At 62.2% G+C, this 25,028-nt stretch carries 30 protein-coding genes; 10 read left to right on the forward strand and 20 right to left on the reverse strand.

All coding sequences use genetic code 11. The annotated features are described in order from the left end of the window. Nucleotides 1-29 precede the first annotated feature (29 nt). Nucleotides 30-2,552 (reverse strand): glycoside hydrolase family 3 protein, encoded by a 2,523-nt coding sequence (locus HUV48_RS00145; RefSeq protein WP_176265766.1) that lies wholly within the window; start codon nt 2,550-2,552, stop codon nt 30-32. 187 nt (nt 2,553-2,739) lie between these two features. Between HUV48_RS00145 and HUV48_RS00150 the strand changes: the two genes are divergently transcribed. Next, the gene (locus HUV48_RS00150; protein ID WP_225871463.1) at nt 2,740-5,061 is read left to right on the forward strand and encodes a glycoside hydrolase family 3 N-terminal domain-containing protein; all 2,322 of its coding nucleotides are present in this window, start codon (nt 2,740-2,742) and stop codon (nt 5,059-5,061) included. 2 nt (nt 5,062-5,063) lie between these two features. Here the strand turns inward: HUV48_RS00150 and HUV48_RS00155 are convergent, their stop codons facing one another. The 9 genes from HUV48_RS00155 to leuC all read right to left on the reverse strand — a co-directional run bounded on the left by HUV48_RS00155 (nt 5,064) and on the right by leuC (nt 11,177). Then, nucleotides 5,064-5,822: a Stf0 family sulfotransferase gene (locus HUV48_RS00155; protein WP_176265767.1), complete on the reverse strand. Its 759-nt coding sequence runs from the start codon at nt 5,820-5,822 to the stop codon at nt 5,064-5,066. 16 nt (nt 5,823-5,838) lie between these two features. Next, the gene (locus HUV48_RS00160; protein ID WP_176265768.1) at nt 5,839-6,609 is read right to left on the reverse strand and encodes an NUDIX hydrolase; all 771 of its coding nucleotides are present in this window, start codon (nt 6,607-6,609) and stop codon (nt 5,839-5,841) included. A gap of 304 nt (nt 6,610-6,913) precedes the next feature. Continuing rightward, the gene (grxD, locus tag HUV48_RS00165) at nt 6,914-7,246 is read right to left on the reverse strand and encodes a Grx4 family monothiol glutaredoxin (protein ID WP_176265769.1); all 333 of its coding nucleotides are present in this window, start codon (nt 7,244-7,246) and stop codon (nt 6,914-6,916) included. A gap of 34 nt (nt 7,247-7,280) precedes the next feature. Beyond that, entirely contained in the window at nt 7,281-7,514 is a 234-nt protein-coding gene (locus HUV48_RS00170) for a BolA family protein (protein ID WP_176265770.1), read from the reverse strand. A gap of 4 nt (nt 7,515-7,518) precedes the next feature. After that, nucleotides 7,519-7,842: a DUF1476 domain-containing protein gene (locus tag HUV48_RS00175; protein WP_176265771.1), complete on the reverse strand. Its 324-nt coding sequence runs from the start codon at nt 7,840-7,842 to the stop codon at nt 7,519-7,521. Between the two features lie 58 nt (nt 7,843-7,900). After that, a complete protein-coding gene (locus tag HUV48_RS00180; RefSeq protein ID WP_176265772.1) occupies nt 7,901-8,917 on the reverse strand; it encodes an NADPH:quinone oxidoreductase family protein in 1,017 nt (338 codons plus the stop codon). Next, nucleotides 8,914-9,510 carry a 3-isopropylmalate dehydratase small subunit gene (leuD, locus tag HUV48_RS00185; RefSeq protein ID WP_176266631.1) on the reverse strand — a complete coding sequence of 199 codons (597 nt, stop codon included), beginning with the start codon at nt 9,508-9,510 and terminating at the stop codon, nt 8,914-8,916. The genes HUV48_RS00180 and leuD overlap by 4 nt, the downstream gene beginning before the upstream one ends. Further along, nucleotides 9,510-9,665 (reverse strand): isopropylmalate isomerase, encoded by a 156-nt coding sequence (locus HUV48_RS00190; RefSeq protein WP_176265773.1) that lies wholly within the window; start codon nt 9,663-9,665, stop codon nt 9,510-9,512. Before HUV48_RS00190 ends, leuD begins: the two co-directional genes overlap by 1 nt. A gap of 75 nt (nt 9,666-9,740) precedes the next feature. After that, nucleotides 9,741-11,177: a 3-isopropylmalate dehydratase large subunit gene (gene leuC, locus HUV48_RS00195; protein WP_176265774.1), complete on the reverse strand. Its 1,437-nt coding sequence runs from the start codon at nt 11,175-11,177 to the stop codon at nt 9,741-9,743. 103 nt (nt 11,178-11,280) lie between these two features. Here leuC and HUV48_RS00200 point away from each other — a divergent pair, with 103 nt between their 5' ends. From HUV48_RS00200 to HUV48_RS00210, 3 genes are all read left to right on the forward strand, one after another. Beyond that, nucleotides 11,281-11,676 (forward strand): acyl-CoA thioesterase, encoded by a 396-nt coding sequence (locus tag HUV48_RS00200; RefSeq protein ID WP_176265775.1) that lies wholly within the window; start codon nt 11,281-11,283, stop codon nt 11,674-11,676. 67 nt (nt 11,677-11,743) lie between these two features. Then, entirely contained in the window at nt 11,744-12,502 is a 759-nt protein-coding gene (locus HUV48_RS00205) for a fatty acid desaturase (RefSeq protein ID WP_176265776.1), read from the forward strand. After that, nucleotides 12,499-12,999: a sterol desaturase family protein gene (locus HUV48_RS00210; protein ID WP_176265777.1), complete on the forward strand. Its 501-nt coding sequence runs from the start codon at nt 12,499-12,501 to the stop codon at nt 12,997-12,999. Before HUV48_RS00205 ends, HUV48_RS00210 begins: the two co-directional genes overlap by 4 nt. Here the strand turns inward: HUV48_RS00210 and HUV48_RS00215 are convergent. From HUV48_RS00215 to HUV48_RS00260, 10 genes are read right to left on the reverse strand one after another with little or no spacing between them, the layout of a single operon-like run. Continuing rightward, nucleotides 12,996-13,559: a hypothetical protein gene (locus HUV48_RS00215; protein ID WP_176265778.1), complete on the reverse strand. Its 564-nt coding sequence runs from the start codon at nt 13,557-13,559 to the stop codon at nt 12,996-12,998. The genes HUV48_RS00210 and HUV48_RS00215 overlap by 4 nt on opposite strands. A 22-nt stretch (nt 13,560-13,581) precedes the next feature. Beyond that, nucleotides 13,582-13,989: a SufE family protein gene (locus HUV48_RS00220; protein WP_176265779.1), complete on the reverse strand. Its 408-nt coding sequence runs from the start codon at nt 13,987-13,989 to the stop codon at nt 13,582-13,584. A 23-nt stretch (nt 13,990-14,012) separates the two neighbouring features. Further along, entirely contained in the window at nt 14,013-14,249 is a 237-nt protein-coding gene (locus HUV48_RS00225) for a hypothetical protein (RefSeq protein WP_217906637.1), read from the reverse strand. 19 nt (nt 14,250-14,268) lie between these two features. Continuing rightward, nucleotides 14,269-14,532: a hypothetical protein gene (locus HUV48_RS00230; RefSeq protein ID WP_217906638.1), complete on the reverse strand. Its 264-nt coding sequence runs from the start codon at nt 14,530-14,532 to the stop codon at nt 14,269-14,271. Further along, entirely contained in the window at nt 14,529-14,846 is a 318-nt protein-coding gene (locus tag HUV48_RS00235) for a hypothetical protein (RefSeq protein WP_176265781.1), read from the reverse strand. The genes HUV48_RS00230 and HUV48_RS00235 overlap by 4 nt, the downstream gene beginning before the upstream one ends. Beyond that, nucleotides 14,843-15,160 carry a hypothetical protein gene (locus HUV48_RS00240; protein ID WP_176265782.1) on the reverse strand — a complete coding sequence of 106 codons (318 nt, stop codon included), beginning with the start codon at nt 15,158-15,160 and terminating at the stop codon, nt 14,843-14,845. The genes HUV48_RS00235 and HUV48_RS00240 overlap by 4 nt, the downstream gene beginning before the upstream one ends. Before the next feature lie 25 nt (nt 15,161-15,185). Continuing rightward, nucleotides 15,186-15,566, reverse strand: coding sequence for an envelope stress response membrane protein PspC (pspC, locus tag HUV48_RS00245; protein WP_176265783.1), 381 nt, complete (start codon nt 15,564-15,566; stop codon nt 15,186-15,188). Continuing rightward, nucleotides 15,563-15,859 carry an envelope stress response membrane protein PspB gene (gene pspB, locus HUV48_RS00250; RefSeq protein ID WP_176265784.1) on the reverse strand — a complete coding sequence of 99 codons (297 nt, stop codon included), beginning with the start codon at nt 15,857-15,859 and terminating at the stop codon, nt 15,563-15,565. Before pspB ends, pspC begins: the two co-directional genes overlap by 4 nt. A gap of 4 nt (nt 15,860-15,863) precedes the next feature. Further along, entirely contained in the window at nt 15,864-16,745 is an 882-nt protein-coding gene (pspA, locus tag HUV48_RS00255) for a phage shock protein PspA (protein WP_404799905.1), read from the reverse strand. After that, entirely contained in the window at nt 16,742-16,897 is a 156-nt protein-coding gene (locus tag HUV48_RS00260; RefSeq protein WP_176265743.1) for a hypothetical protein, read from the reverse strand. The genes pspA and HUV48_RS00260 overlap by 4 nt, the downstream gene beginning before the upstream one ends. A 163-nt stretch (nt 16,898-17,060) precedes the next feature. On the opposite strand from HUV48_RS00260, the gene pspF reads away from it, so the two are divergent. The 6 genes from pspF (at nt 17,061) to infB (ending at nt 25,020) form a co-directional block, all read left to right on the forward strand. Next, entirely contained in the window at nt 17,061-18,095 is a 1,035-nt protein-coding gene (pspF, locus tag HUV48_RS00265; RefSeq protein WP_176265785.1) for a phage shock protein operon transcriptional activator, read from the forward strand. A gap of 294 nt (nt 18,096-18,389) precedes the next feature. Further along, nucleotides 18,390-19,232 carry a hypothetical protein gene (locus HUV48_RS00270; RefSeq protein WP_176265786.1) on the forward strand — a complete coding sequence of 281 codons (843 nt, stop codon included), beginning with the start codon at nt 18,390-18,392 and terminating at the stop codon, nt 19,230-19,232. A 200-nt stretch (nt 19,233-19,432) separates the two neighbouring features. Further along, the gene (gene rimP / locus HUV48_RS00275; RefSeq protein WP_176265787.1) at nt 19,433-20,008 is read left to right on the forward strand and encodes a ribosome maturation protein RimP; all 576 of its coding nucleotides are present in this window, start codon (nt 19,433-19,435) and stop codon (nt 20,006-20,008) included. After that, nucleotides 20,008-21,702: a transcription termination factor NusA gene (gene nusA / locus HUV48_RS00280; RefSeq protein WP_176265788.1), complete on the forward strand. Its 1,695-nt coding sequence runs from the start codon at nt 20,008-20,010 to the stop codon at nt 21,700-21,702. The genes rimP and nusA overlap by 1 nt, the downstream gene beginning before the upstream one ends. Then, nucleotides 21,683-22,465 (forward strand): DUF448 domain-containing protein, encoded by a 783-nt coding sequence (locus HUV48_RS00285; RefSeq protein WP_176265789.1) that lies wholly within the window; start codon nt 21,683-21,685, stop codon nt 22,463-22,465. The genes nusA and HUV48_RS00285 overlap by 20 nt, the downstream gene beginning before the upstream one ends. A gap of 5 nt (nt 22,466-22,470) precedes the next feature. Then, nucleotides 22,471-25,020: a translation initiation factor IF-2 gene (infB, locus tag HUV48_RS00290; RefSeq protein ID WP_176265790.1), complete on the forward strand. Its 2,550-nt coding sequence runs from the start codon at nt 22,471-22,473 to the stop codon at nt 25,018-25,020. Nucleotides 25,021-25,028 lie beyond the last annotated feature (8 nt).

Genomic DNA, 25,028 nt, shown 5'->3' on the forward strand with positions numbered 1-25,028 from the left:
GGCACTTCGCAAACCCCCGCCCGCTTACCTTAGGTACAGGGTAGCACCATTTCGGCATCCATTCCGAGGCGCACTTCGCCGATCGCGAAGTCGGTCGTGCCTTCGGTATTAAGGACGAATGGCTGGGTCAGCGAAGTTACGTCCGCGCCTTTAGAGCGCAAACATTTGAGCGGTATACCGTAGCGCACGAAGTCGCCGGTCGCTTCCATGTCGAACGACGCAAAGCCTTCGCTGCCCGGTCCGATCGCTCCGATTTGCGCGCTGTCAGGCGCATCCCAGACTTTCATCATGACGAGCAGCAAGATGTCGGCATTCGTCTCGCGGTCGATATCGACCGGCTCGAAATTGCGCAGTTGGACGCTCGACGGACCGCCGCTGATGGTGAAACGGCGAGCGCCTTCCTGCACTACGAAGTTCTCCGCCGTGACGCGCGCTCTGCCGTTCAGCGCTTCGGCGGGTACTGTCGTGATGCGGGTCTGATCGCCTTCCTGACCTGCGCCGACGAGCAACGACCAGCGCGCTGCCGGTGCGCCGTTGCCGAACCACAGGCGGCTGTCTCCGGCGAGTTCGGCGGTGTCGAGTTCAGGCAGTTCGGTCCAATTTTGCGCACCATTGCCATAGGTCAGCCCGTAGCCGTAATCGAACAGCGTGCCGTCGCTCATTTGCGCGGTCCGCGGCCAAGCGGCGGGCAATTTGCCGGTAAAATCGTAGCGCGGCTCGCCGGTCTCGTCGCCGACGAGCACGTCGGCAATACCGCCGCCCTCGCTGCCGGGCAGCCACGCGACGACGAACGCATCGGCGTCATTCAGCGCGGGATTAACGTAGAGGGGCCTGCCCGTGATCATCAAAGCGATTACCGGAATGCCTTTCGCCTTAAGTTCCCTCATCGTCACGAACGGAGCGGTGAGTTCGGGATCGAGCGCGAGCGAGGCGCGGTCGCCCTGGAACTCGGCATAGGGCGTTTCACCGAAGACGACCACGGCGGCGTCGGGCCGCTGGCTGAAGCTGCCGTCAGGCGAAAGCTCCGCAGTGCCGCCAGCGGCTGACACGGCGTTTTGCAAGCCCCCGTAGATCGAGGTCGCGCCGGGGAAGTTGCTGTTGTCGATGCCCGTACCTTGCCAGCTCAAGGTCCAGCCGCCCGACTGGCGTGCGATGTCGTCCGCCCCTTGACCTGCCACAAGCAGACGACCGCCAGGTGCTAGGGGCAGTACGCCCTGGTTCTTGAGCAGCACGAGCGACTTCCGCACCGCCTCGCGCGCCACCGCGCGGTGTTCGGGCGCACCGAGAAGCTCGTACTGGCCGGAGTATGGCCGCTCCGAAGGTTTGCCCGCTTCGAACAATCCCAGCCGGCCTTTGACGCGAAGGATCTGTCGCACGGCTTCGTCGATCCGCTCCATCGGGATCGTCCCGGCGCGTGCGCGAGCGAGCAGATCTTCGTAGATCGGCTTCCAGGTATCGGGTGCCATATACATGTCGATCCCGGCCATCAGCGCCTGCGGGCAGCTTTCGTTGGTGCAGCCAGCGACCTGTCCGTGCGCGTTCCAGTCGGACACGACGAAGCCGCCAAAATCCATCCGGTCCTTGAGCACGTCGGTGACGAGCGACTTGTTGCCGGTCATCTTCTCGCCCTGCCAGCTCGAGAAGCTGACCATGACCGTCGAGACGCCCTCTGCGATGGCGGGGCCGTAGGGCACGCCGTGAATGTCGCGCAGTTCTTCTTCGCTGATCGAGCTGTCGCCCTGATCGACGCCGTTATCGGTTCCACCATCCGCTAGGAAGTGCTTGGTCGAGGCGATGACGTAGGGACCGGCGAGCAGATTGTCATTGGTCGGCGGACCCTGCAGCCCGCGCACCATCGCGCCGACATAGGATGCGACGAGTTCGGGATTGGAGGAATACCCCTCGTATGCGCGGCCCCAGCGGAAGTCCTGCGGCACTGCGACGGTCGGAGCGAAGGTCCATTCCTGCCCGGTTACGCGGATTTCCTTTGCGGTAACTGCACCGATTTTCTCGATGAGGTCCGCATCACGCATAGCGCCAAGGCCGATATTGTGCGGGAAGATGGTCGCGCCCACGATGTTGGAGTGGCCGTGCACCGCGTCCGTACCCCAGACGAGCGGGATGCCCACGCCGCCGTCCGACGTGTCGACCGAAGCCTCGTAGAATGCATCAGCTGCTTCAAGCCAGTCGGGCGCGGGGGCCAGGTCGTTGCCGCCGGGTCCACTGTTTCCTCCGACGAGGATTGAACCCAGATTGTATTGCTTCACGTCTTCCGGAGTGACGCAGCACAGGTCAGCCTGGACGAGTTGCCCGATCTTCTCTTCGAGGGTCATCTTTGCAAGAAGGTCCGCGATACGCGCTTCGTCGTCCGCCTGAAGCGGTACCGGGTATTCGTATGATGGCCAGATCTCGGGATTTGCTACGCCCGCCTGGCGCGGAGCAGGATCGGCAGACCGCACCGATTGCGTGTCGTTGATGTCTGTCGTGGCGCATGCAGTGAGTGCCGCGCTCGCACACAGGCTAGCGAAAACGGATTTGGTCCAGCGTTTCATTTTCTCTCCCGGTCGGCCTTGCGAAAGTCCGATTATCCTGCCTCACGAATTGTGAGCGCTATCATGTTGGTATTGGCACGCAGGAAGCGAGTCAATTGCCTAGAGCTTGCACTCTACATCATGCATGCGGTAGCAAAGGTGAGACAAAGACAAAACACGTGAACGATCTGCGGGGAAGCAGGGACAGATGGTATTACTCAGAATGGTAGCGGTAACAGCGGCTTCGGCTCTGGCGTTGAGCGCGCCGGTAGGGGTGAACGCGCAGAACGACACATCGGCGGCGAACGATGCGCAAACCGGCCAAGAGATCGAGATCGACGTACTTCTCGCGCGCATGACCCGCGAAGAGAAGATCGGTCAACTGGTGCAGCGAATGGGCGGGCGGTCCAAGGCACTCAACTCGCGTCTCGGACCGGAAGAGCTCGACCGCGTTCGCCGCGGTGAGGTCGGTTCGTACCTCCATGTCGCCGGCGCCGATCCACTGCGCGAATTGCAACGGGTCGCCGTCGAGGAAAGTCGTCTCGGTATACCGTTGCTTTTCTCGATGGACGTGGTCCACGGTTACCGCACGATCTTTCCCGTCCCCATCGCCATGGCCGCCAGCTGGGATCCAGAAGTCGCCCGCGAGCACGCCGAGATCGCTGCGCGCGAGGCCAGTGCGGCGGGCCTTCACTGGACCTTCGCACCGATGGTTGACATCGCCCGCGATCCGCGCTGGGGCCGGATCGTCGAAGGTTCGGGCGAGGACGCCTATCTCGGCAGCCGCATGGCCGAGGCGCAGGTGCGCGGGTTTCAGGGCAGCGACCTGTCCGCGCCAGACACTATCGTCGCCGGGACCAAGCATTTCGGCGCTTACGGCGCTGCGGAAGGCGGGCGCGACTACGCCGGAGCCGAACTGGGCGAGCGCAGCCTGCGCGAAACCTATCTCGCGCCGTTCCGCGCGGCTGCCGAGGCTGGGACGGCGAGTTACATGACTGCCTTCAATGCAGTGGACGGCGTGCCGACGACCGGTAATGCCGCGCTGCTGCGCGATATGCTGCGCGGGGAATGGGACTGGGACGGGCTGGTCCTGTCCGACTGGCGCGCAGTTGAGGAACTAATGGCGCACGGCGTCGCGGCGGATCGCAGCGGCGCGGCGGCCTTGGCTCTGCGAGCGGGCGTCGACATGGACATGGTCGCCGATATCTACGCGGACGATCTGGCCGCTGCGATCGAAGCCGATCCGTCGCTCGAACCGCTGCTCGATCAGGCGGTCCGGCGCATCCTCAAAGTTAAGCAAGACCTTGGCCTGTTCGCCGACCCCTATCGCTATCACGATACAGCGCGCGAAAAGGCGGTCATGCTGTCACCCGAACATAGGGAGGCGGCCCGGCGCAGCGCTGCAAACTCGCTCGTATTGCTTAAGAACGAGGGCGTCTTGCCGCTCATCCGCGACGCGCAGCGGATTGCGCTTGTTGGGGCGCTTGCCGACGACGCATTGTCGCAGCTCGGCTCGTGGCGCGCGCGCGGCGAGGAAGCGGACGTGGTCACGTTAAAGGCGGCACTGGAAGCGCGGCACGGGGGAGTGACCTACGTGCGCGGAGCCGATACCCGTTCGGACGACACCTCGGGCATCGCGGAAGCGGTTCGCGCCGCTGAAAATGCGGACGTCATCGTCGCGGCGCTGGGCGAAGATTTCGATTGGTCGGGCGAAGCGCGCAGCCGGTCCTCGCTCGAACTGCCCGGTAAACAGCGCGAACTTTTCACTGGGCTCGAAGCTACGGGGAAACCGATCGTTGTCGTGCTGATGGGCGGGCGGCCGCTCGCCATACCCGAGATTGCGGAGAGTGCGGACGCCGTTCTCGCAAGCTGGCTGCTCGGCGTCGAGGCAGGTCCGGCCATCGTCGATGCGCTCTTCGGTTTCACCAATCCGGGCGGCAAGTTGCCGGTCAGCTTTCCGCGCAGCACCGGCCAGATTCCGGTCAATTACGACCATTTGCCGAGCGGCCGTCCTGCCGACCCTGACCTGTCGAAGGATACGGCGCGCTACATGGACGTGGAGATCACGCCGCAATACGCCTTCGGCCACGGCCTCAGCTATTCGAGCTTCGACTACGGCGACATCCGGCTTTCCGGCGCGCGTATTCCCGCAAGCGGCGGCAGGATCGCGATTGCCGTCGATGTGACCAACAGCGGCAAGGTCGCGGGCGACGAGGTCGTCCAACTCTACGTGCGCGATCCGGTTGCGAGCGTTTCGCGCCCGGTAAAGCAGCTTCGCGGTTTCGCGCGCGTCGCGCTAGCGCCGGGCGAGCGGCGCACAGTGACTTTCACCCTCTCGCCCGAACAACTGGCGCTGTGGAATGCCGGCGGCAAGTGGGCAATCGAGCCGGGCCGGATCGAAGTGATGGTCGGTAGCGCCTCGGACGATATTCGCGCTCGGTCCGCTTTCGAAATCATCGGAGAGGGGCGGGGCCGCATGGCGCCCGCCGCGATCCCGACGCGTGTCGAGGTTTCCGGACAAAAGCGCTGAAGTTACTCGTTTTCAAGGCGGCGCCGCCACTCGCGTGTGCCGCTCTGATCCTGTCGCTCGATGGACGGCACATCGACGCTTAACGACGGGTCGAGTTCGACCGAAAGATAGGCCGCGATGTCCGATACGGTGGCGTCAGGGTTTGCCACGACATCTTCGTACCACACGACGAGCGGCCTAATACCCATCTCGCGGTACATCTGAGTCCAAGCGTCCTCCTGCGCGGCGAGTTCGCGTATGGCCTGCTCGACGACCGCAGCATCGTAATTCGGTTCTCTGCGCCGTTCGCTCTCTTGCTCCGCGCGCCAAATACCTCGCAGGCTGGCGCGGGCGAGCGAGATGGCGTGTGCTGCCGTATCGCGCCGGCGAAGCTGGACCACTTTGCTTTGCGCTCCGCCAGACAAGAGAAACCGCATGGCGCGCGCGAGGAGCGGCGGATTGGACCGGCCGAGCAGTTCCATCTGCAACGGAAACGCTTTCAGGCCGAAAACACCGTTCGGCGAGGTACGAGCCGGGACGACTTGTTGCCATAAGCCGAGTTGCCCTGGGGGTGAGTTGCTGACGTGGCCATATGGGCCGCTCGGTTCGAAATTCAGATATTCGAGCGGCGCGCCGAGGCAACCCGTTTCCCACAGCAAATGGCTCAGGTAGGTGCTGCCTGTGCGCGGGACGCTTGCGAGCAAATACGGCCGAGGCTTACCTTCATAAGGGGGCCAGTCGAACTTCCGCTCGTATCCGGTCGTGATACCGTCCAGTTGCAAACCGTGCTCCCGATCTTCAGCCGCGCACCGCGTTTCCGAGACGTTCGGATGTCACCGGATATCCGCAGTCGTCCGGAATGGTGAGTTCCCTTCCCGCAGGCGTCTCCACGATCTGCGGCGTGATTGTGCGGACCGGAATGCTTTCCGCCTGACTGCGTGCGGCGGCGAAATCCGGGAAGTCGGCGAGCCGCTCCAGATTGCGGCGCGTGGGAAAAATTATCGAGATTTCTCCTCGGTCCGCCATGGAAAGCGCCTCCCTCGCGCTGGTCCAGAACAGGCGGGTGTTTTCGGTGTCGTCAATTGCGATCTGCACTTCGCCTGTTCCGGTGTCGGTGAGATAGAAGCGCGCGTCGAAGATACGTTCGTGCTTCATCCCGCGCGGAAGCCACCGGGCAAAGGGGATGAGGCGTTCGAGGTCGAGCGTCCAGCCGAAATGGGTCAGGACCGAGGCAAGTTCGCCTTCGCGAAACAACATGTCGCGGGCTTCCTTCGCCGTTTTTGCGTCGACCGGTTCCTCGATACCGATCGCCAGCCCCGTTTCCTCCAACGTCTCGCGGATTGCGGCGATCCGGTGCGCGGCCTCGTCGTCATCCTGGCAGCTATGGCTGAGCGACGCAGCGAGAGTGTAATCGGCAGTATCCACCCGGCCGCCGGGGAAGACCGCCGCGCCGCCCGCGAAACTCATCGCGCGGCTGCGAACAACCATCAGGATTTCGGGCGCATCATCCGTTCTCCCGTGCCGAAATATGATCAGCGTGGCCGCGGGAATTTCTTCTTGCGTGCTCATTGCATGTAGCCTGTGCCGGAAAATCTTACATGCGTTAGCTGGCTTGATGCGCGAATGGCGCCTGCGCTGTCGGATTTCCTGACAGGCGGTCGCAAAGCCAATGGTCGTTTAACCATTACAGATGCGGCAAATGCGGGTCTTTGGCAAACTGGCACGGTGGGTGCATAGTCACATATGATTTCGATGGTCTTCGAATGACGGCGGGGCCGCTCTCCTGGTTTCATGGCCCCGCCTCCCCGAACAAAAAAGGCTCCTGCCGAGCGATCGGCGGGAGCCTTTCCCGTTATGGCAGTCGTAGAGACGCTCACTCCTGTGCCGGCTGAACCTGCTTCTCGGCCATCAGCTCCTGCAGTTCTCCGGCTTCGAACATCTCCATCATGATGTCGCTGCCGCCGACGAACTCGCCTTTGACGTATAGCTGCGGAATGGTCGGCCAGTCGGAATAGCTCTTGATGCCGGACCGAATTTCCATGTCCTGCAATACGTCGACGCTTTCGTACCCGACCTTGCAGTGATCCAAAATGGCGACGGCGCGGCTGGAAAAGCCGCACTGCGGGAAGAGCGGCGTGCCCTTCATGAAAAGGACGACGTCGTTCCCTTTGACGACATCTTCGATACGCTGTTTTGCGTCTGACATGGCTTAAACCTCGGTAATTTCGTTTGTTACCGGATCAGGTGGGTGTTTGCGTCGTCAGTTGCAAGGCGTGGAGTTCGCCGCCCATGCGTCCGCCGAGCGCATCGTAAACCAGCTTGTGTTGCTGCACCCGGCTTTTGCCGACGAACGAGGGGGACGTGACCTTCGCAGCCCAGTGATCGCCGTCGCCTGCGAGATCGGTCATCTCGACTGTCGCGTCGGGGAGCGCTTCGGTGATGAGAGCTTCGATTTCCTTACCCGACATCGGCATGCCGTCAGGACTCGCTCATCAGCTGGCGGCGCGCTTCGACGGTCTTCTCCTCGAGCTTGGTGCGGATGTCCGCTTCGCTCACGTCGCAGTCCGCCGCGGTCAGGTCGCCGAGCAGTTTGCGGATCACGTCTTCGTCGCCCGCCTCCTCGAAGTCGGCCTGAACGACGGCCTTCTTGTAGGCATCGGTTTCTTCCTGCGTGAGGTTCATGAGACGCGCCGCCCATTCGCCGAGCAGGCGGTTACGCCGTGCCGCCAGTTTGAACGCGGTTTCCTCGTCAAATGCGAATTTGGCTTCTTCGCCCCTTCTGCGGTCATCGAAATCGGTCATCGTCGTTCCTCGTTAGCTTACCGAGCCGCGATACTCCGCGGCTCGGCAGGCGGCAAGCCTATCCGCCCATGGTCACGACGAGCTTGCCGACGGCTTTGCGCGCTTCCAGCTTGGCGATTGCTTCATGGGCGCGCTCCAGCGGGTAGGTCTCGCTGATCATCGGTTCGATCTTGCCTTCCTTCCAGAGCTTGAAGAGCTTGGCGATGTTGTCGGCATTGCGCTTCGGCTCGCGCGCGGCGAAGGCGCCCCAGAACACCCCGCGCACGTCGCAGCTCTTGAGCAGCGTCAGATTGAGCGGCAGCTTCGCGATGCCTGCCGGAAACCCGACGACGAGGAAGCGGCCTTCCCATGCGATGCTGCGCAGGGCCGGTTCGGAATAAGCGCCGCCGACTATGTCGTAGACGATGTCGGCCCCGTTCGGCCCGACCGCATCCTTGAACGACTGAGCGAGCGCTTTCGAGGTTTCCTTGTCGAACCCGTCCTGCCCTTCCGGGATACGGGGGTAGATGACCACGTCGTCCGCACCGGCCTTGCGCGCGACCTCGGCCTTTTCCTCGCTCGAGACGGCTGCGATTACTCGCGCCCCGTAAGCCTTTGCAAGTTCGACGCCCGAGAGGCCGACGCCGCCCGCGGCGCCAAGGATCAGCACCGTATCGCCTTCCGCGATGTCGCCGCGATCTTTCAGCGCATGAATGGTCGTGCCGTAGGTCATCAGCAGCGCGGATGCCTTTTCGAGCGAAATGTCTTCCGGAACCGCAAACAGCTTACCCGCGTCGACCACGACTTGCTCGCGCAGACCGCCGAAGCCGACGCCGGCAAGGACGCGGTCGCCGACTTTCCAGTCGCTGACGCCTTCGCCGACGGCAGAAATCGTGCCCGATATTTCGCTACCCGGCGAGAAGGGGCGCGGCGGCTTGATCTGGTAAAGGTCGCGGATGATGAGCGCATCGGGAAAGTTGATCGCGCAGGCTGCGACATCGACGACGACTTCGCCTTTACCGGGCGATGGCGCGTCAAGGTTCTCGGCAACCAGATCGTCAGGCCCGCCTACTTCTTTCGACACGATGGCTTTCATGCATTCACTCCCTTTGCGAGCCAGGGCGCATCGCTGCGCTGGCGTTGTTCGTAATTGGTTATGGCGTCAGACCTTTCGAGGGTTAGGCCGACTTCGTCCAGCCCTTCAAGCAAACAATGTTTGCGAAACGAGTCGATTTCGAAGCGGAAGCGGTCCTGCATCGGGGTGGTGACGCTTTGCGCTTCGAGGTCGATATGCAAAGGCTGCGTCCGTGCCACTTCGAGCAGCCGGTCGACCTGTTCCTGCGGCAAGGCAACGGTCAGTATGCCGTTCTTGAAGGCGTTGCTGGCGAAGATGTCCGAAAAGCTCGGCGCGATGACAGCGCGCACGCCCATGTCGAGGAGCGCCCAGGCGGCATGCTCGCGGCTCGATCCGCAGCCGAAATTGTCGCCTGCAATCAGGATCGGCGCTCCTGCGTATTCTGGATCGTCGAACACGTTATCGTGCTTTTCGCGCACCGTTTCGAACGCGCCTTCGCCGAGGCCTTCGCGGGTGATTGTCTTCAGCCACCGAGCCGGAATGATGACGTCGGTGTCTACGTTCTTCGCGCCGTAGGGAATGGCGCGACCTTCGATCTCGGCAAGTTCCTTCATCAATCGGTTTCGGGGTTCTCGCCCGAGGGGATCGGCCTGGGCTGCACCGGCTCGTTCTTTGCCTTGCGCTTGTTCGCATAGAGCAGGGCGGCGGCTATTGCGGCGGACCCGATGGCCCCTGCAATGGCTGCAGTCGTCTTGATTTCCTTCGTCATATCCTCTGTCCGTATTCTTATCGTAAGCGGCGTCCACGAAACCAGCGTTCGAGCCGCACAGTTGTTTCCGTTTTGCTAGGCTTCGCCGAGATCGCGCACGTCGGTGAGCCTGCCCGTGACGGCCGCCGCGGCAGCCATGGCGGGCGAGAGCAAGTGCGTGCGCGCGCCGGGTCCCTGCCGACCGACGAAATTGCGGTTTGATGTCGAGGCGCAGCGCGTACCCGGCGCAACCTTGTCCGGATTCATGCCGAGACAGGCCGAGCATCCCGGCTCGCGCCATTCGAAACCGGCTGCGGTAAAAATGCGGTCGAGCCCTTCCTCTTCGGCCTGCGCCTTCACGAGACCGGAGCCGGGCACCACGATCGCCCAGCCGACATTGTCCGCTTTGCGCCGCCCTTTCAGAACGGCAGCTGCGGCGCGCAGGTCCTCAATGCGGCTATTGGTGCACGAACCGATGAAGATGTTCTCGACCGGGATATCGGCCATGCGCGTGCCGGGTTCCAATCCCATGTAGTCGAGCGATTTCTGCGCCGCCTCGCGCTTCGAGGGATCGGCGAAGCTTTCGGGTGAGGGGACAGCGCCGCCGATCGCAACAACGTCCTCCGGGCTGGTGCCCCAAGTCACGCAGGGTTCGATATCGGCGGCATCGATCACCACCGTCTTGTCGAACGAAGCGCCCGGATCGGTTGCCAGCGTCCGCCACCATGCGACCGCCGCGTCCCAGTCCGCGCCTTGCGGGGCCATGGGACGGCCCTTGAGGTAGGCGAAGGTCGTTTCGTCTGGAGCGATCAGGCCGGCGCGGGCACCGCCTTCGATACTCATATTGCAGACGGTCAGGCGGCCTTCGACGCTCATCTCATCGAACACGCGGCCGCGATATTCGATGACGTAGCCGGTGCCGCCGGCCGTTCCGATCACGCCGATGATGTGCAGGATAAGATCCTTGGAAGTGATCCCCGGGCCCAGTTCGCCTTCGACGCGGACTTCCATCGTCTTCGACGGCGACAACAGCAGGGTCTGCGTCGCGAGCACGTGCTCGACCTCGCTCGTACCGATGCCGAAGGCAAGCGCGCCGACCCCGCCGTGCGCGGCGGTATGCGAATCCCCGCAGACGATGGTTGCGCCGGGCAGGGAGAAGCCCTGTTCCGGACCGACGACGTGGACGATGCCCTGTTGCGGAGCGACCGCGTCGAAATAGCGGATGCCGAAATCGGCCACGTTCTTCTCGAGTGCGGCGAGCTGCGCAGCGCTTTGCGGATCGGCGATCGGTAGCTGGTTTCCGGCGTCATCGACGCGCGCGGTAGTCGGTACGTTGTGATCGGGTACGGCAAGGGTTAGGTCGGGCCGCCGCAGCTTCCGGCCTGCGATCCGCAGCGCCTCGAAAGCCTGCGGGCTGGTCACTTCGTGCACCAGATGCCGGTCGATGTAGACGAGGCAGGTCCCGTCCTCCCGCCGCTCGATAACGTGAGCGTTCCAGATCTTTTCGTAAAGCGTGCGCGGTTTGCTGGCCATGTCGCCGACCGGATTAGCGCATGAACCGGGGCGTTCAAGAAAGCAAAGCGATATGATTTAACTAGTCATGGAAAGGTAACCTATACCGTGCTAACTGACAGTCATGTCAGCAACGCCATTCGCTTTTCCGATCAAGATTTTCCCCGAAGACATCGACTTCATGGGGCACGTGAACAACGCCCGGTATCTTTCGTGGGTGCAGGACGCGGTGCTGTCGCACTGGCGCAAGTTCGCCCCCGACGAAGCGGTCGCGGAGCGGGCGTGGGTGGCGCTCAAGCACGAGATTACCTACCGCAAGCCGGCCTTTCTGGAAGACGACGTTATCGCGCGGACCGTGCTCGAAAGCACAAAAGGTGCGCGCGCTTTCTACCGCACGATTATCGAGCGGGGCGAGGAAGTGCTGGCAGAGATCAATTCGAGCTGGTGCTGCATCGATGCCGAAACCCTGCGTCCGGCGCGGATCGGTCAGGAAATTCGGCGCGCCTTTTTCAAAGATTGATTCAGAAGCAGGTTGCCAGCGGGACTGCGCGTTTGCCGCGCACGGCGTTCGCTCCTATATGTTGTGCATGGCACCCGGCGCCTCTCCTGTCACTTCCGCACGCGTCCAAGGCGCAATCGGACTTTCGCTCGCGGCTTTGATCGTCGCTGCCTGGGCAGGATTGCACGTGTATGCGATGTTCGTTTTCGAGCTTAGCTGGGCAAGTCTCCCGCTGGCTTTCGCGATCGCGCTCGTCCAGTGCTGGCTCTCGGTAGGCCTCTTCATCGTCAGTCACGACGCGATGCACGGATCGCTTGCTCCCAATGCCAAGCGCCTGGGCGGGATCGTCGGGGCAGTTCTTCTGTTCCTCTATGCCGGGTTTGGCTGGAAGCGGATGCGCGCGGCGCATTTCGACCATCACCGCCTTGCCGGAAGGGCTGGTGACCCCGATTTCGACGAGCATAATCCAGCGCATTTCGGCCGGTGGTATGCGACCTTCCTGCGGCGCTATTTCGGCTGGCAGTCGCTCCTGTTCGTATCGAGCGTGGTGCTGATCTATGCGTTCGTGCTGAAGGTTCCGCTGACGAACATCGTCCTCCTTTATGGCCTTCCCGCGATCGCGAGTTCTCTACAGCTTTTCTACTTCGGTACTTACCGTCCGCACACTCACGCGGGCGACGAATTCAGCGACCGTCATAATGCTCGCAGCGAGGATTTCGGAACGCTCACCAGCCTTCTCACCTGTTTCCATTTCGGCTATCATCTGGAGCATCACCGCGCCCCGCACACGCCATGGTGGGCGCTGCCCGCGGTGCGGCGAAGGGCGTCCCGAGGAGCATACGCATGACTTGGTGGCAGATCGCAGCGACGGTAATCGGCGCGCTCGCCTTCATGGAGTTTTTCGCGTGGTGGGCGCATAAATACATCATGCACGGCTTGGGTTGGGGCTGGCACCGCGACCACCATGAGCCGCACGATAACACGTTCGAAAAGAACGACCTTTACGCCGTGACTTTTGGCACGATCGTCTTTTTCATGTTCCTCATCGGATATTTCTACTCGCCGTTCCTTTGGTGGGCGGCGCTCGGCATCACGCTTTACGGCGTGATCTACACGTTCATTCACGATGGGTTGGTGCATCAGCGCTATTTCAAGTGGGTGCCCAAGCGCGGCTATGCGAAGAGGCTGGTGCAGGCGCACAAACTGCATCACGCGACTGTCGGCAAGGAGGGCGGGGTCAGCTTCGGCTTCGTCGTGGCGCGAGATCCGGCCAAGCTTAAAGCGGATTTGAAACGCCAGAAATCGGCCGGTACGGCGAAACTGCGCGAAAGCGCGCGGCTTTAGCGCCTGCGGCGCCGTTTCTTCCGGGCGCGGTAGACGACTGCGGCTAGCCCCACGATCGCGACACCGAAGACCTCCTGAACCGAACCGTAGTTGAAGCTGTCAGGCCCGCGGCCCAGCATCTCGTCGAAATGATGGAATGAGGCGGCGCGCCCCAGCACGAAAGCTCCGATGAAAACGAACCCGAGAACAGCGATCTTCACGCCCGAATGCATGCGCCTGATCAGCCAGAGCACCGCGAGGCCGAAGGCGATAGCCGCGGCTGCCAGCGCGGCAATGAAGATGGCCTGGTAAGTCCTGCGCTCTTCATACCATCCGTTAGCTCTTGCATGTTCCTTACCGATCGTCGTGATCAAGGTCTGCAGGTCGAGCAGTTCGTTGACTGCCAGAAATACCAGCAGAGCCGTGCTTGCGAGCCAGAATAAGCGCTCCCGATGTTCGCTACGCGGGCGCGCGCTCGAAGCGGCGCGGTACGTCAGGACTGCAGCGATGAGATAGGCCGCGACGGTGATCCAGTCGGCTAGGTCGGCGTCGGCGATCGACGCCTGCCAGTCTACGATCATCGGCGGTAATATCGCGATCGTGTCACGCGCTCGCGATCCGGGCAGCGTGCTGCTTGATCAGCGCGATCATGTTCGGCACGCCCTGTGTCCGATTGGAGGATAGCTGGCTTTTCAGATCGAACGGTTCGAGAGCGCCGGTCACGTCCATCTCGGCGACTTCGCCGGCCGGCTTGTCCTGTACTGCTGCGATGACGAGTGCGACGATACCCTTCGTAATGGCGGCATTGCTGTCAGCCAGAAAATGCAGCTTTCCGCTTTCATCCGTCGGATAGACCCAGACGCTGGCGGAGCATCCTCGCACCTGTGTCGCGTCGGTCTTCAGCGCATCGGGCATCGGGTCGAGTTCGCGTCCCAGTTCGATGAGCAGGCGATAGCGTTCGTCGCCTTCGAGAAACTCGTATTCTTCCTGAATGTCGGCTAGGGAGCGCATGGCGCCCCTTTAGCCGCTTCCGATTACAAATCCACCCCGCTCGCGATGGCTTCGAGTTTGCGGATGCGCTCCTTGAGGTCGGAAATCTCGATTCTCGCCGCGCCGAGCGGGGCAGCGCTGGGATCGCTCTTTTCAGTCCGTTCGAGCTGCGCGCGCTTCAGTTCGAGCCAGTCGTGCCAGGCGCGCAGCAGCGCCGCCGTCACCACGACCAGGCCGATCAGACTGGCCATCGCAATTACCATTGTCGGTTCAAACACCATGTTCGTTCCTTCTCAAGCTCTATCGGTCCTGCTCGTCGCGCAGGCTTTCGATTTCCTCGGCAGTCCGGCGAGCCGGGTCGGTGGCGATGCGTTCGAGTACCTTCACGCGCTCCCTCAGATCGGCCAGTTCGGCTTGCGCTTCGTCCCGCTCGCGCTCGATTTCCTGCCTCCGCTCGCCTTCGTCGGTTAGGCGCCGTTCCTTGCGGTTTTCGGCGCTCTGCATCGCGAGGACCGTGACGCACAGGATGACGGCGATAAGGACTATGGCGGACATGAAGCTCATTGCACGCTCTCGTTGTCGCTGTGCAGCCGTTCGAACTCCTGCGTCAAATGATACCCGCTATCGGTGACGATCCGCTCGACTGTCGCGAGACGGTCCTTCACCGAACCGATCTCGGCGCGCAGTTCGGCATTCTCCTGCGTGAGCAGAGCGACGCGCTGCTTCGCCTCGTCGTCGGTCTTGGGGTAGATCGCCTTGCCCCAGCTGTTTTCGAGCGGATAACCGTTCTTCACGCGGATCCAGGTGGTGAAGACCCAACCGGCCACACCTGCGAGGCCGACGGTCATCAGCAGTTCGGTGGTCATGAGTTCGATCATGAGACTTTCTCCTTCCGCTCCATGTCGAGCGGAATGCCTGATCCGCTTTCCTCTACCGAACGCGTATCGCGCAGGGCTTCGATCTGAGTGGCTATGTCATAGCCGCGGTCGGTGACGATGCGCTCCAGGACCTGTATCCGGTCCTCCAGTCGCTGGACGCGGCTGGCGTATTGCGCGGCCTTCTCGGCACTCGTTTCGGCCGTTGATCTGATGCGGCGCGATTCCACTTTGGCCCGGGTTACGATCCAGATGATGCCGAGCACCATCAGGAACGGTGCAAGGACTGCAACAAGGCCGGTCAATTCCCCAATCATTCGTCTTCCCCTTGTTGGCTACGGTTTACCGAAGGCGTTCGATTTCGGCGTTCAGGCGCGGGTTGCTCGACACGTAATAGCTTTCGACTTCGGCGAGCCGGCGGTCGACATCCTTCATCCGGCTGCGGATTTCGCGCGCCGTACGCTTCGGCGATTGGCGAACGCGCTGCCAGTATTTCTGCTCGTCGCTGTCGGTCGTATACAGGTAGTCCGGCTTGGCGTTGAGGAGGATCCCCGCGATGAAATAGGCCGGTACGATCATACCCATTCCGGCAAACAGGAGGGCGACGGCGGCGAGACGAACCCAGAGCGCATCCACCCCGGTATAGTCCGCGATGCCCGCGCAAACGCCCATCAGCTTCGCATTCTGCTTGTCTTTGTAGAGTTTGGTGCGGGGGCTGTTCACGGGCGGCTTCCTTTCTTTTCAGCGAGCATCCGGTCGAGCTCGCGCAGTTTCTGGTTGTCGACTTCCTGGTCGTGGACGAGGCGGGCGGGGCGGAAATCATCGTGGTCGCTCGCGACCAGGCGTTCGACCGTATCCATCCGTTCGTCGAGGCGCTTGGCCAGGCTGTAGAGTTCCTCGAGCAGTGCTTCGTCGTCGGTCGTGATCGAGGCGGACGTCTTCCACTTCGTGATGTAGTGCAGGATGACCCAGGGCAGGCCAATGAAAATGGCAGGGATGATGATGACTTCTTCCATGATTTCAGTCCTTGCTCTCTGGGGCGCTGCCTCTTCCGAGCGCGCGTTTCATTTCTTCGAGTTCGGCGTCGATCTTGTCCGAGCCTTCCAGCGCGGCGATCTCGTCCGATAGTGACGGCTTGCCTTCGTCGCCGATCCGCAGCGCGTCGGCGCGGCCTTCGGCGTAATCGACATGACGTTCGAGCTGGTCGAAGCGGGCCATCGCATCGTCGGTACGCTCGGTGCTCATCACCGTGCGCAGCTTGACGCGGTTCTCCGCGCTCTCGAGCCGTGCGGCAATCGCCGTCTGACGGCTGCGCGCTTCGCGAAGACGGTTCTGCAGCTTCTGAATGTCCTGCTCGTAAGCGCGCAAGGCATCGTCGAGGACGGTGATCTCTTCCTTCAGCTGGTCCGACATGTCGGCCGCCTTCTTGCGTTCCACGAGCGCCGCGCGGGCGAGGTCTTCGCGGTCCTTGGAGAGCGCGAGCTGCGCCTTTTCGGCCCAATCGGTCTGCAGCTTGTCGAGCTTCACCGTGTGCCTGTGCATTTCCTTCTGGTCCGCAATCGTGCGCGCGGCACTGGCGCGAACTTCGACCAGCGTTTCCTCCATCTCGAGGATGATCATGCGGATCATCTTCTGCGGATCGTCCGCCTTGTCGAGCATGTCGTTGAAGTTGGCGGCGATGATATCGCGGGTACGGCTGAAAATGCCCATGAAGGGTGCTCCGGTTGAAAGAAAGTCGTTTACTTTGGCGCTGACCTTTTCCGTGTCGAGCCAGTCTGCGGCGCGCATATCTTCGCGCCTACGCTGCGGCTGGGTCGGCGTCGGCGAGCGGCGCAGCCGCTCGACCTCGTCGTCGATCCGCGTCAGCTTAACGCTCGGTTTGGGTTTGTCGGGCTTGCTCACGCCAGCTCGACCTGTGCGAACTGCATCGCAACCGGCGGCGGCGTTTGCAGCACGATCTGGCTGGACAGCGCGGCGAAGATCGCCATCGCCGCGGTGCTCGCCAACGCGGCCTGCCCCAGTTTCGTCTGGAAGAAGCGGCGGTCGTACATCATCAGTTCCTTTGTTCTAATCGTTCATCAAGTCTGTGCGAGATACTTTGCAAAGCGCGTGCCAAAACGGCGAAAGCAAAGATTTCTCCCGTAGATTTCACGACATAAGACCTCGGTAGCGGTAATGCTTGCCAAGAGTTGGCGTTATTTCCTATACCTTGGTTCCATGGAGCGGGAAAATCAGTTCATCGGTCAGTCCGGAGCGTTTCTCGACTCGGTAGAGCGCGCCAGTCGTGCCGCTCCCATGCGCCGTCCCGTTCTCGTGATCGGCGAGCGGGGGACCGGCAAGGAACTGATCGCAGAGCGCCTCCACCGTCTGTCGGCGCGCTGGGGCGAACCGCTCGTCACAATGAACTGCGCCGCCCTGCCGGAAACATTGATCGAAGCCGAGCTGTTCGGTCACGAGGCGGGGGCCTTCACCGGCGCTACCAAAGCCCGCGCCGGACGGTTCGAAGAGGCCGACAAGGGAACGCTGTTCCTCGACGAACTGGGTACCTTGTCTAGCGCAGCGCAGGAGCGTCTGCTGCGCGCGGTAGAATATGGAGAAGTTACCCGGATCGGATCGTCGCGCCCGGTACAGGTCGACGTCCGCATCGTGGCGGCCACGAACGAAGACCTGCCGGCGCGCGTCGAAGAGGGTTTGTTTCGCGCCGATCTGCTCGACCGGCTCAGCTTCGAAGTGATCACCTTGCCGCCTCTCCGTGTCCGCGAAGGCGATATAGGGGTTCTGGCGGATTACTTCGGGCGGCGGATGGGCGCTGAACTCGGCTGGGAGGCATGGCCCGGCTTCGCCCCGCATGTCCGCGAGCAGATGGAAGAATATCAATGGCCCGGCAATGTGCGCGAACTGCGTAATGTGGTCGAACGCGCAGTCTACCGGTGGGACAATTGGGAAGATCCGATCGGTCACGTGGTTTTTGACCCTTTCGACTCTCCGTGGAAGCCGTCCAATCCGCAGCATGTCAGTGAAGATCGCTCTGGACTACCGGCTGCGAGGCCCGGATCACAAGTGGGACATTCGCCATCGTTCGATGAGATCGACGATCTGCGCGGAGCGGTCGATGCGCATGAGCGGGCAATCGTTGAGCATGCGCTGGGCAAACATCGCTGGAACCAGCGTCAGACCGCGAAGGCGCTCGGTTTATCCTACGATCAGCTTCGCCACTGCATCAAGAAGCATGCGCTCAGTGACAATGACTGAGTTTTAGGTGCGTTTGAGGCACGGTTCGACATCAATGTAGAGCGGGTTTTTCAACATAAGCTACAACGCTCGCCGACACTCAAACCATCCGGCACGAATACTACTCTGTTCATCGACTAAGCCCGCTCACTAACTTGCCCTCAGAATGGCGATTTTGCAGCTTCACTCGGGGTCGCGGGAGGAAGGCTGTTCTCAGTCGAAATCTTGGTAGTTGCCGGGCAGGCTTTAGGCTTGCTTAGCAGTTTCTGTGCGATCCTCGGACGGGTGCGCTCAGCACCGATTTGAGGGACTGACATGACAATCAAGCAAACCAGAATACTTGGAGCGGCGGGTGCGCTGGCTGCGCTCACCTTCTCCGGCGCAGCGATGGCGGACCATTGGTGGGGCGGCTACGCGTGGCCCTATAGCGGTGCCGAACTCGATATGCCGGTGATCGACAACACCAACACCACCTGGAATTCGCACGTCGCGACCGCGGTTTCCGATTGGAACCAGTCGCCGGTGATCGAAGCTCCGCTGCAACGCGGCACTGCTTCGAGCGCCTGCAATATGGTGACCGGTACAATTCAGGTGTGCAACGACAACTACGGCTCGACCGGCTGGCTCGGTATTGCTACGATCAGCCTTTCCAGCGGCAAGATTTCCGCCGGATCGACGAAGCTGAACGATTACTACTTCAATCAGGCTGCGTACGACAATTACAGCTGGCGCCAGCTCGTGACGTGTCAGGAAATCGGGCACGATTACGGCCTCGCTCACCAGAACGAGAACTTCAATACCGACGAGACGACCAGCTGCATGGAATACACCAGCTGGCCGAGCGGTAACGAAGGTCCGGACCAGCATGATTACGACCAGCTGCTGGCGATCTACTCCGGCGGCACTACCGATGGCGGCGGCACGACGAAGCCGGGCGGCGGCAAGGGCGGCGGCAACGGCAAGGGCAAGACCCGCGCGAGCCTTCCCGACGTCGGTAATACACCCGCGACCTGGGGCCGTCCGGTGGACCGGCTGCCGAACGGTGTTCCGCATGTATTCGTTCGCGAATCGAACGGTGTGAAGTTTGTGACGCATGTCACCTGGACACCCGAATATCTCGCCGAACATGGCGGTGACCACGGCGATCACGAGCACTGATCGCTACGTTTCGTGACGAAACATGAAGAAGGGCCGGTCCACGCCGGCCCTTTTTGTTTAAGCGCTGCTCTTGCCATCCGCGCGGCAGGCGCGTATCTATGCGCCAATCCCGACATTGTGTAAGCGATCAGGGGCTGGCGCCGGAAGGGGCCGGCGCGAAACCGATTTGCATTGCCGGCGAACCGTAATTCAGGAGCATCATGGCCGATATTGCCCGCCTTACCGAAGTGATCGAACCCGAAGCGAAGGCGCTCGGCTTCGAACTCGTGCGCGTCAAGATGACCTCGTCCGAAGCGGGCGACGGCGACCGTGCGCTGCAGGTGATGGCTGAGGATCCGGCGACTGGCCAATTGATCATCGACCAGTGCGCGGCTCTTTCGCGTAGGATTTCCGACAGGCTCGATGCGCTCGAAGCGGACGGGGAAGTGATCGTGGAGGGTGCCTATCACCTCGAAGTAAGTTCGCCCGGCATCGATCGTCCGCTGACGCGCCCGAACGATTTCTCCGACTGGTCGGGCCACGAAGCCAAGATCAGCATGGACAAGGCTTGGGACAAGCAGCGCAATTACAAGGGAGAACTCAAGGGTCTGGAGGACGGCATGGCCGTCATCGAGGATGCGAAAGCTGGCGAAGTCCGGCTGCCCCTGAGCAAGATACATGCGGCGAAGCTCGTGCTGACCGATGCGCTCATCGCCGCGACCCAGCCGCTCGATACAAGCGGCGCCGAAGATATTGTCGAAGACACAACCACTGACGAAGAGAAGGCTGACGACTGATGGCCACTGCTATTTCCGCCAACAAGGCTGAACTGCTTGCGATTGCCAACGCGGTCGCTTCGGAAAAGATGATCGACAAGGCGATCGTCATCGAGGCGATGGAAGAAGCGATTCAAAAAAGCGCACGCAACCGCTACGGCGCGGAAAACGACATCCGCGCAAAGCTTGATCCTCAGACCGGCGATCTGCGCCTGTGGCGCGTGGTCGAGGTCGTCGAAGAGGTCGAGGACTACTTCAAGCAGGTCGATCTGAAAGCCGCGCAGAAGCTTGAGAAGGGTGCCTCGGTCGGCGACTTCATTGTCGACCCGCTGCCCCCGGTCGATCTCGGCCGCATCGACGCGCAATCCGCAAAGCAGGTGATCTTTCAGAAGGTCCGCGACGCCGAGCGCGAGCGTCAGTTCGAAGAGTTCAAGGACCGCGCAGACGAGATCATCACGGGTGTCATCAAGTCGGTCGAGTTCGGTCACGTGATCGTCAATCTCGGCCGTGCCGAGGGCGTCATCCGCCGCGATCAGCAGATCCCGCGCGAAGCCGCCCGCGTGGGAGAGCGTGTCCGCGCGCTTATCACCAAGGTCGAGCGCAACAATCGCGGCCCGCAGATTTTCCTCAGCCGCGCGCATCCCGATTTCATGCGCAAGTTGTTCGCGCAGGAAGTGCCCGAAATTTACGACGGCATCATCGAGATCAAGGCCGCAGCACGCGATCCGGGCAGCCGCGCTAAGATCGGCGTCATCAGCCACGACAGCAGCATCGACCCTGTCGGTGCATGCGTCGGCATGAAGGGTAGCCGCGTGCAGGCCGTCGTGCAGGAGTTGCAGGGCGAAAAGATCGACATCATTCCCTGGTCCGAGGACACGGCGACGTTCGTCGTGAACGCGCTGCAGCCTGCAACGGTCAGCCGCGTTGTACTCGACGAGGAAGAGGGGCGGATCGAAGTGGTCGTGCCCGACGATCAGCTTTCGCTGGCGATCGGTCGCCGCGGTCAGAACGTCCGTCTCGCGAGCCAGCTGACCGGTCACCAGATTGACATCATGACCGATGAGGAAGCAGCCGAGAAGCGGAGCAAGGAATTCTCCGAACGCTCCAAGATGTTCGAGGAAGAGCTGGACGTTGATGAAACGCTCTCCCAGCTGCTCGTCGCCGAAGGCTTCGCCGAGCTCGAGGAAGTGGCTTACGTTCAGCTGGACGAACTCGCCGCAATCGAAGGTTTCGACGAAGAGCTCGCCGAAGAACTGCAGAGCCGTGCGCAGGAAGCGATCGACCGGCAGGAAGATGCGCACCGCGAAGAGCGCCGCGCGCTCGGTGTGGAAGACGATCTTGCCGAATTGCCGCACCTGTCCGAAGCGATGCTGGTGACGCTCGGCAAGGCCGGTCTGAAGACGCTCGACGATGTGGCCGACCTCGCTACGGACGAGCTGATCGCCAAGAAACGCGAGGCGCCGCGCCGCCGCAATAACGCCGACGGACCGCCGATGCGCCGTCCGCAGCGCGAGCAGGACAAGGGCGGCGTGCTCGGCGACTACGGCCTCACCGAAGAGCAGGGCAACGAGATCATCATGGCTGCCCGCGCGCATTGGTTCGAAGACGAGGAGCCGCAGACGGTTTCATCGGGGTCCGAAGACGAGGAAGAGGCTTCCGCTCCGCCCGAAGCCGCCGACACGCAGGAGGCCGCCGATGCGGACTCCACCCAATGAGCGCCTGACTCCCGACATCGCTAGGCCTACCGGGACGCGGGATTCCGTGGCCGGGAAGGCGCGTGCCGACAAGACGTCGGAACGGCGCTGCATCGTCAGCGGCGAAACCGGTGCGCGCACCGGGATGATCCGGCTCGCCATTTCACCGTCCGGTCTCGTTCTGCCTGATGTTCAAGGCAAGGCGCCGGGGCGGGGTGCCTGGATCGGAGCGACCCGCGACGAACTCGAAGCCGCGCAGGCTGGCGGAAATCTTCGCGGGGCACTGCTGCGTGCCTACAAAGGCGGACCCAAAGATGCGCCGCTCGAAGTGCCGGAAGACCTAGCTCGCCGGATCGACGAGGCGCTGGTGCGCCTACTGCTCGACAGGTTGGGACTGGAACTTCGCGCCGGGCACCTCACATTGGGGACACAGCGTATCGACAAGGCGGCGCGGCAGGGGAAGGTGGCGCTGCTGCTCCACGCGTCCGACGCGAGCGCCGATGGACGCAAGACGCTCGATCAGGCGTGGCGCGTCGGCAGCGATCAGGAAGGCAGCGGAAAGCGCGGGCTGGACTTGCCACTGGACCGCGCGGCTTTGTCTGTGGCATTGGGCCGCGACAACGTGGTCCATCTGGCGCTTACGAACGGGAAGGCCCGCGAGCGGGTCATGCAAACCCTGGGGCGGTTGCTTTACTACCGCGGACTTGCGCCCGCACCGATGCAGACAGATGGCGCGGCCGATCCGGCTGGCCGCGAGAACGATGAAGATTTGAAGGAATACTGAGGTTTATGAGCGACGAAGAGAAAAAACCGCGCGAACGCAAGCCCTTAGGGCTGAAGCGCTCGGTCGAAGCCGGCGAAGTGAAGCAGACGTTCAGCCACGGGCGCACCAACAAGGTCGCGGTCGAAGTGAAGCGTCGTCGCAAGCTCGTGAAGCCGGGCGAAACGCCTGCGCCGGCTCCCGCTCCCGAGCCGGAAGAAACGGCAGCGCCTGCGCCCGCTCCCACGCCCGCACCCGCGCCGGTAGAGACGAAGCCTGCGCCAAAGAAAGCGGCCGCTTCGGACGAGACGCCGCAGGAACGCGTCGCCCGTATGCAGCGCGAGGCCGAGGACGAGCGGATGCGGCTTGCCGAGGAAGCACGGCGCCGTGATGACGAAGCGCGCGAGAAGGCTGCCGAGGAAGAGAAACGCCGGGCGGAAGAAAACCGGAAAGCCAGCGCGCAAGAACCGGCACAGGCTGACGAAGAACCGGTAGCGACCGAGGAAGCGACCACCGAAGCGGAAGCTCCCGCGAAGACCGAGGAAGCCGCTGCGACGCCGGCAACGACCGGCGATGCCGCGGCTCCGAGCCCGCGCAAGTTTACGCCGGTCGCCCGCCCCGAGCCGAAGCGCCCTGAGAAGAAGAAGGAAGTCGGCAAAGCGCGTACAGAAGACCGCAAGGATCGCCGAAAGGGCGGCAAGCTGACGGTTAATAAGGCGCTGAACGAAGACGAGGGCAAGCGTGCCCGCAGTCTCGCCGCGCTGAAGCGTGCGCGCGAGAAGGAACGCCGGATCCATGGCGGCGGCAATACCAAACCGCGTGAGAAGCAGGTGCGCGACGTGATCGTGCCCGAGGCGATCACGGTGCAGGAACTTGCACAGCGCATGGCCGAGAAGGGCGCTGATCTTGTGAAGGCGCTGTTCAACATGGGCATGATGGTGACCGTCAACCAGACGATCGACCAGGATACGGCCGAGTTGCTTGTCGAAGAGTTCGGCCACCGGATCCAGCGTGTGTCGGAAAGCGATGTCGACATTCAGGCTGCAACCGATGTCGATCCGGAAGAGACGCTCCAGCCGCGCCCTCCGGTCGTCACGATCATGGGCCATGTCGATCACGGCAAGACCTCGCTGCTCGACGCTCTCCGCGGCACCGACGTGGTGCGCGGCGAAGCTGGCGGCATCACGCAGCATATCGGCGCATACCAGATCACGACGAAAGACAAGGCCAAGATCACCTTCCTCGATACTCCGGGCCACGAGGCGTTCACCGAGATGCGCGCCCGCGGCGCGAACGTGACCGATATCGTGGTTCTGGTCGTGGCAGCCGACGACGGCATCATGCCGCAGACGATCGAGGCCATCAACCACACCAAGGCAGCCGGCGTGCCGATGATCGTCGCGATCAACAAGATCGACAAGCCGGAAGCCAACGCGCAGAAAATCCGCGAACGCCTGCTCGAACATGAAGTCATCGTCGAAGCGATGTCGGGCGACGTTCAGGATGTCGAGGTAAGCGCCAAGAACGGCACCGGGCTCGACGAGTTGATCGATCAGATCAGCCTGCAAGCGGAACTGCTCGAACTGAAAGCACGCCCTGATCGCGATGCGGAAGCGATCGTGGTCGAAGCGCAGCTCGACAAGGGGCGCGGTGCAGTCGCAACCGTGCTCGTAACGCGCGGTACGCTAAAGCGCGGCGATACTTTCGTTGTCGGAACCCAGAACGGGAAGGTTCGCGCGCTTGTCGACGACAAGGGCAAGCAGATGAAGGAAGCCGGTCCGTCCATGCCGGTCGAAGTGCTTGGCCTCGGCGGTGTACCGGGTGCCGGCGATATGCTGACCGTGGTGGAAAACGAGCAGCGCGCCCGCGAAGTCGCCGAATACCGGCGGGAGAAGGCAGACGAGAAGCGGACTGCACTTGCACCGACCAGTTTCGACACGATGTTCAACAACCTGCAAAGCGACGTGGTCGAATTCCCATTGCTCGTGAAAGCGGACGTGCAGGGAAGCGTGGAGGCGATCAATACCGCGCTACACAACCTGTCGAACGACCTCATCAAGGTCCGCATCCTGCACGCAGGGGTAGGCGCGATCACCGAAACGGATGTCAGTCTGGCGGCTGCTTCCAACGCGCCGATCATCGGCTTCAACGTGCGGCCGAATGCCAAGGCCCGCCAGCAGGTCGAACGCGAAGGCGTGCGGATGATGTATTACGATGTCATCTACCACCTGACCGAAGCGATCGCGAAGGAGATGGCGGGCGAGCTCGGTCCCGAGAAGATCGAAACGGTCGTGGGCCGCGCCGAAGTCAAACAGGTGTTTCCTGCAGGCAAGCGCGACAAGGCAGCAGGTCTGCTCGTCACCGAAGGGGCGATCCGCAAAGGCCTGTTCGCACGTCTTACGCGCGAGGATGTCATCGTTTCCGCCACGACCATCCAGTCGCTGCGGCGCTTCAAGGACGACGTGGACGAAGTCCGCTCGGGTCTCGAATGCGGTGTGGTTCTGGAAGACACGAACGACATCAAGGCTGGCGATATGCTGGAGGTCTTCGAGGTCGAGGAGCGCGAACGCACGCTTTGACGGGTAAA

Source organism: Qipengyuania atrilutea (genome assembly GCF_013370205.1).
GTDB classification, from domain to species: Bacteria; Pseudomonadota; Alphaproteobacteria; order Sphingomonadales; family Sphingomonadaceae; genus Actirhodobacter; species Actirhodobacter atriluteus.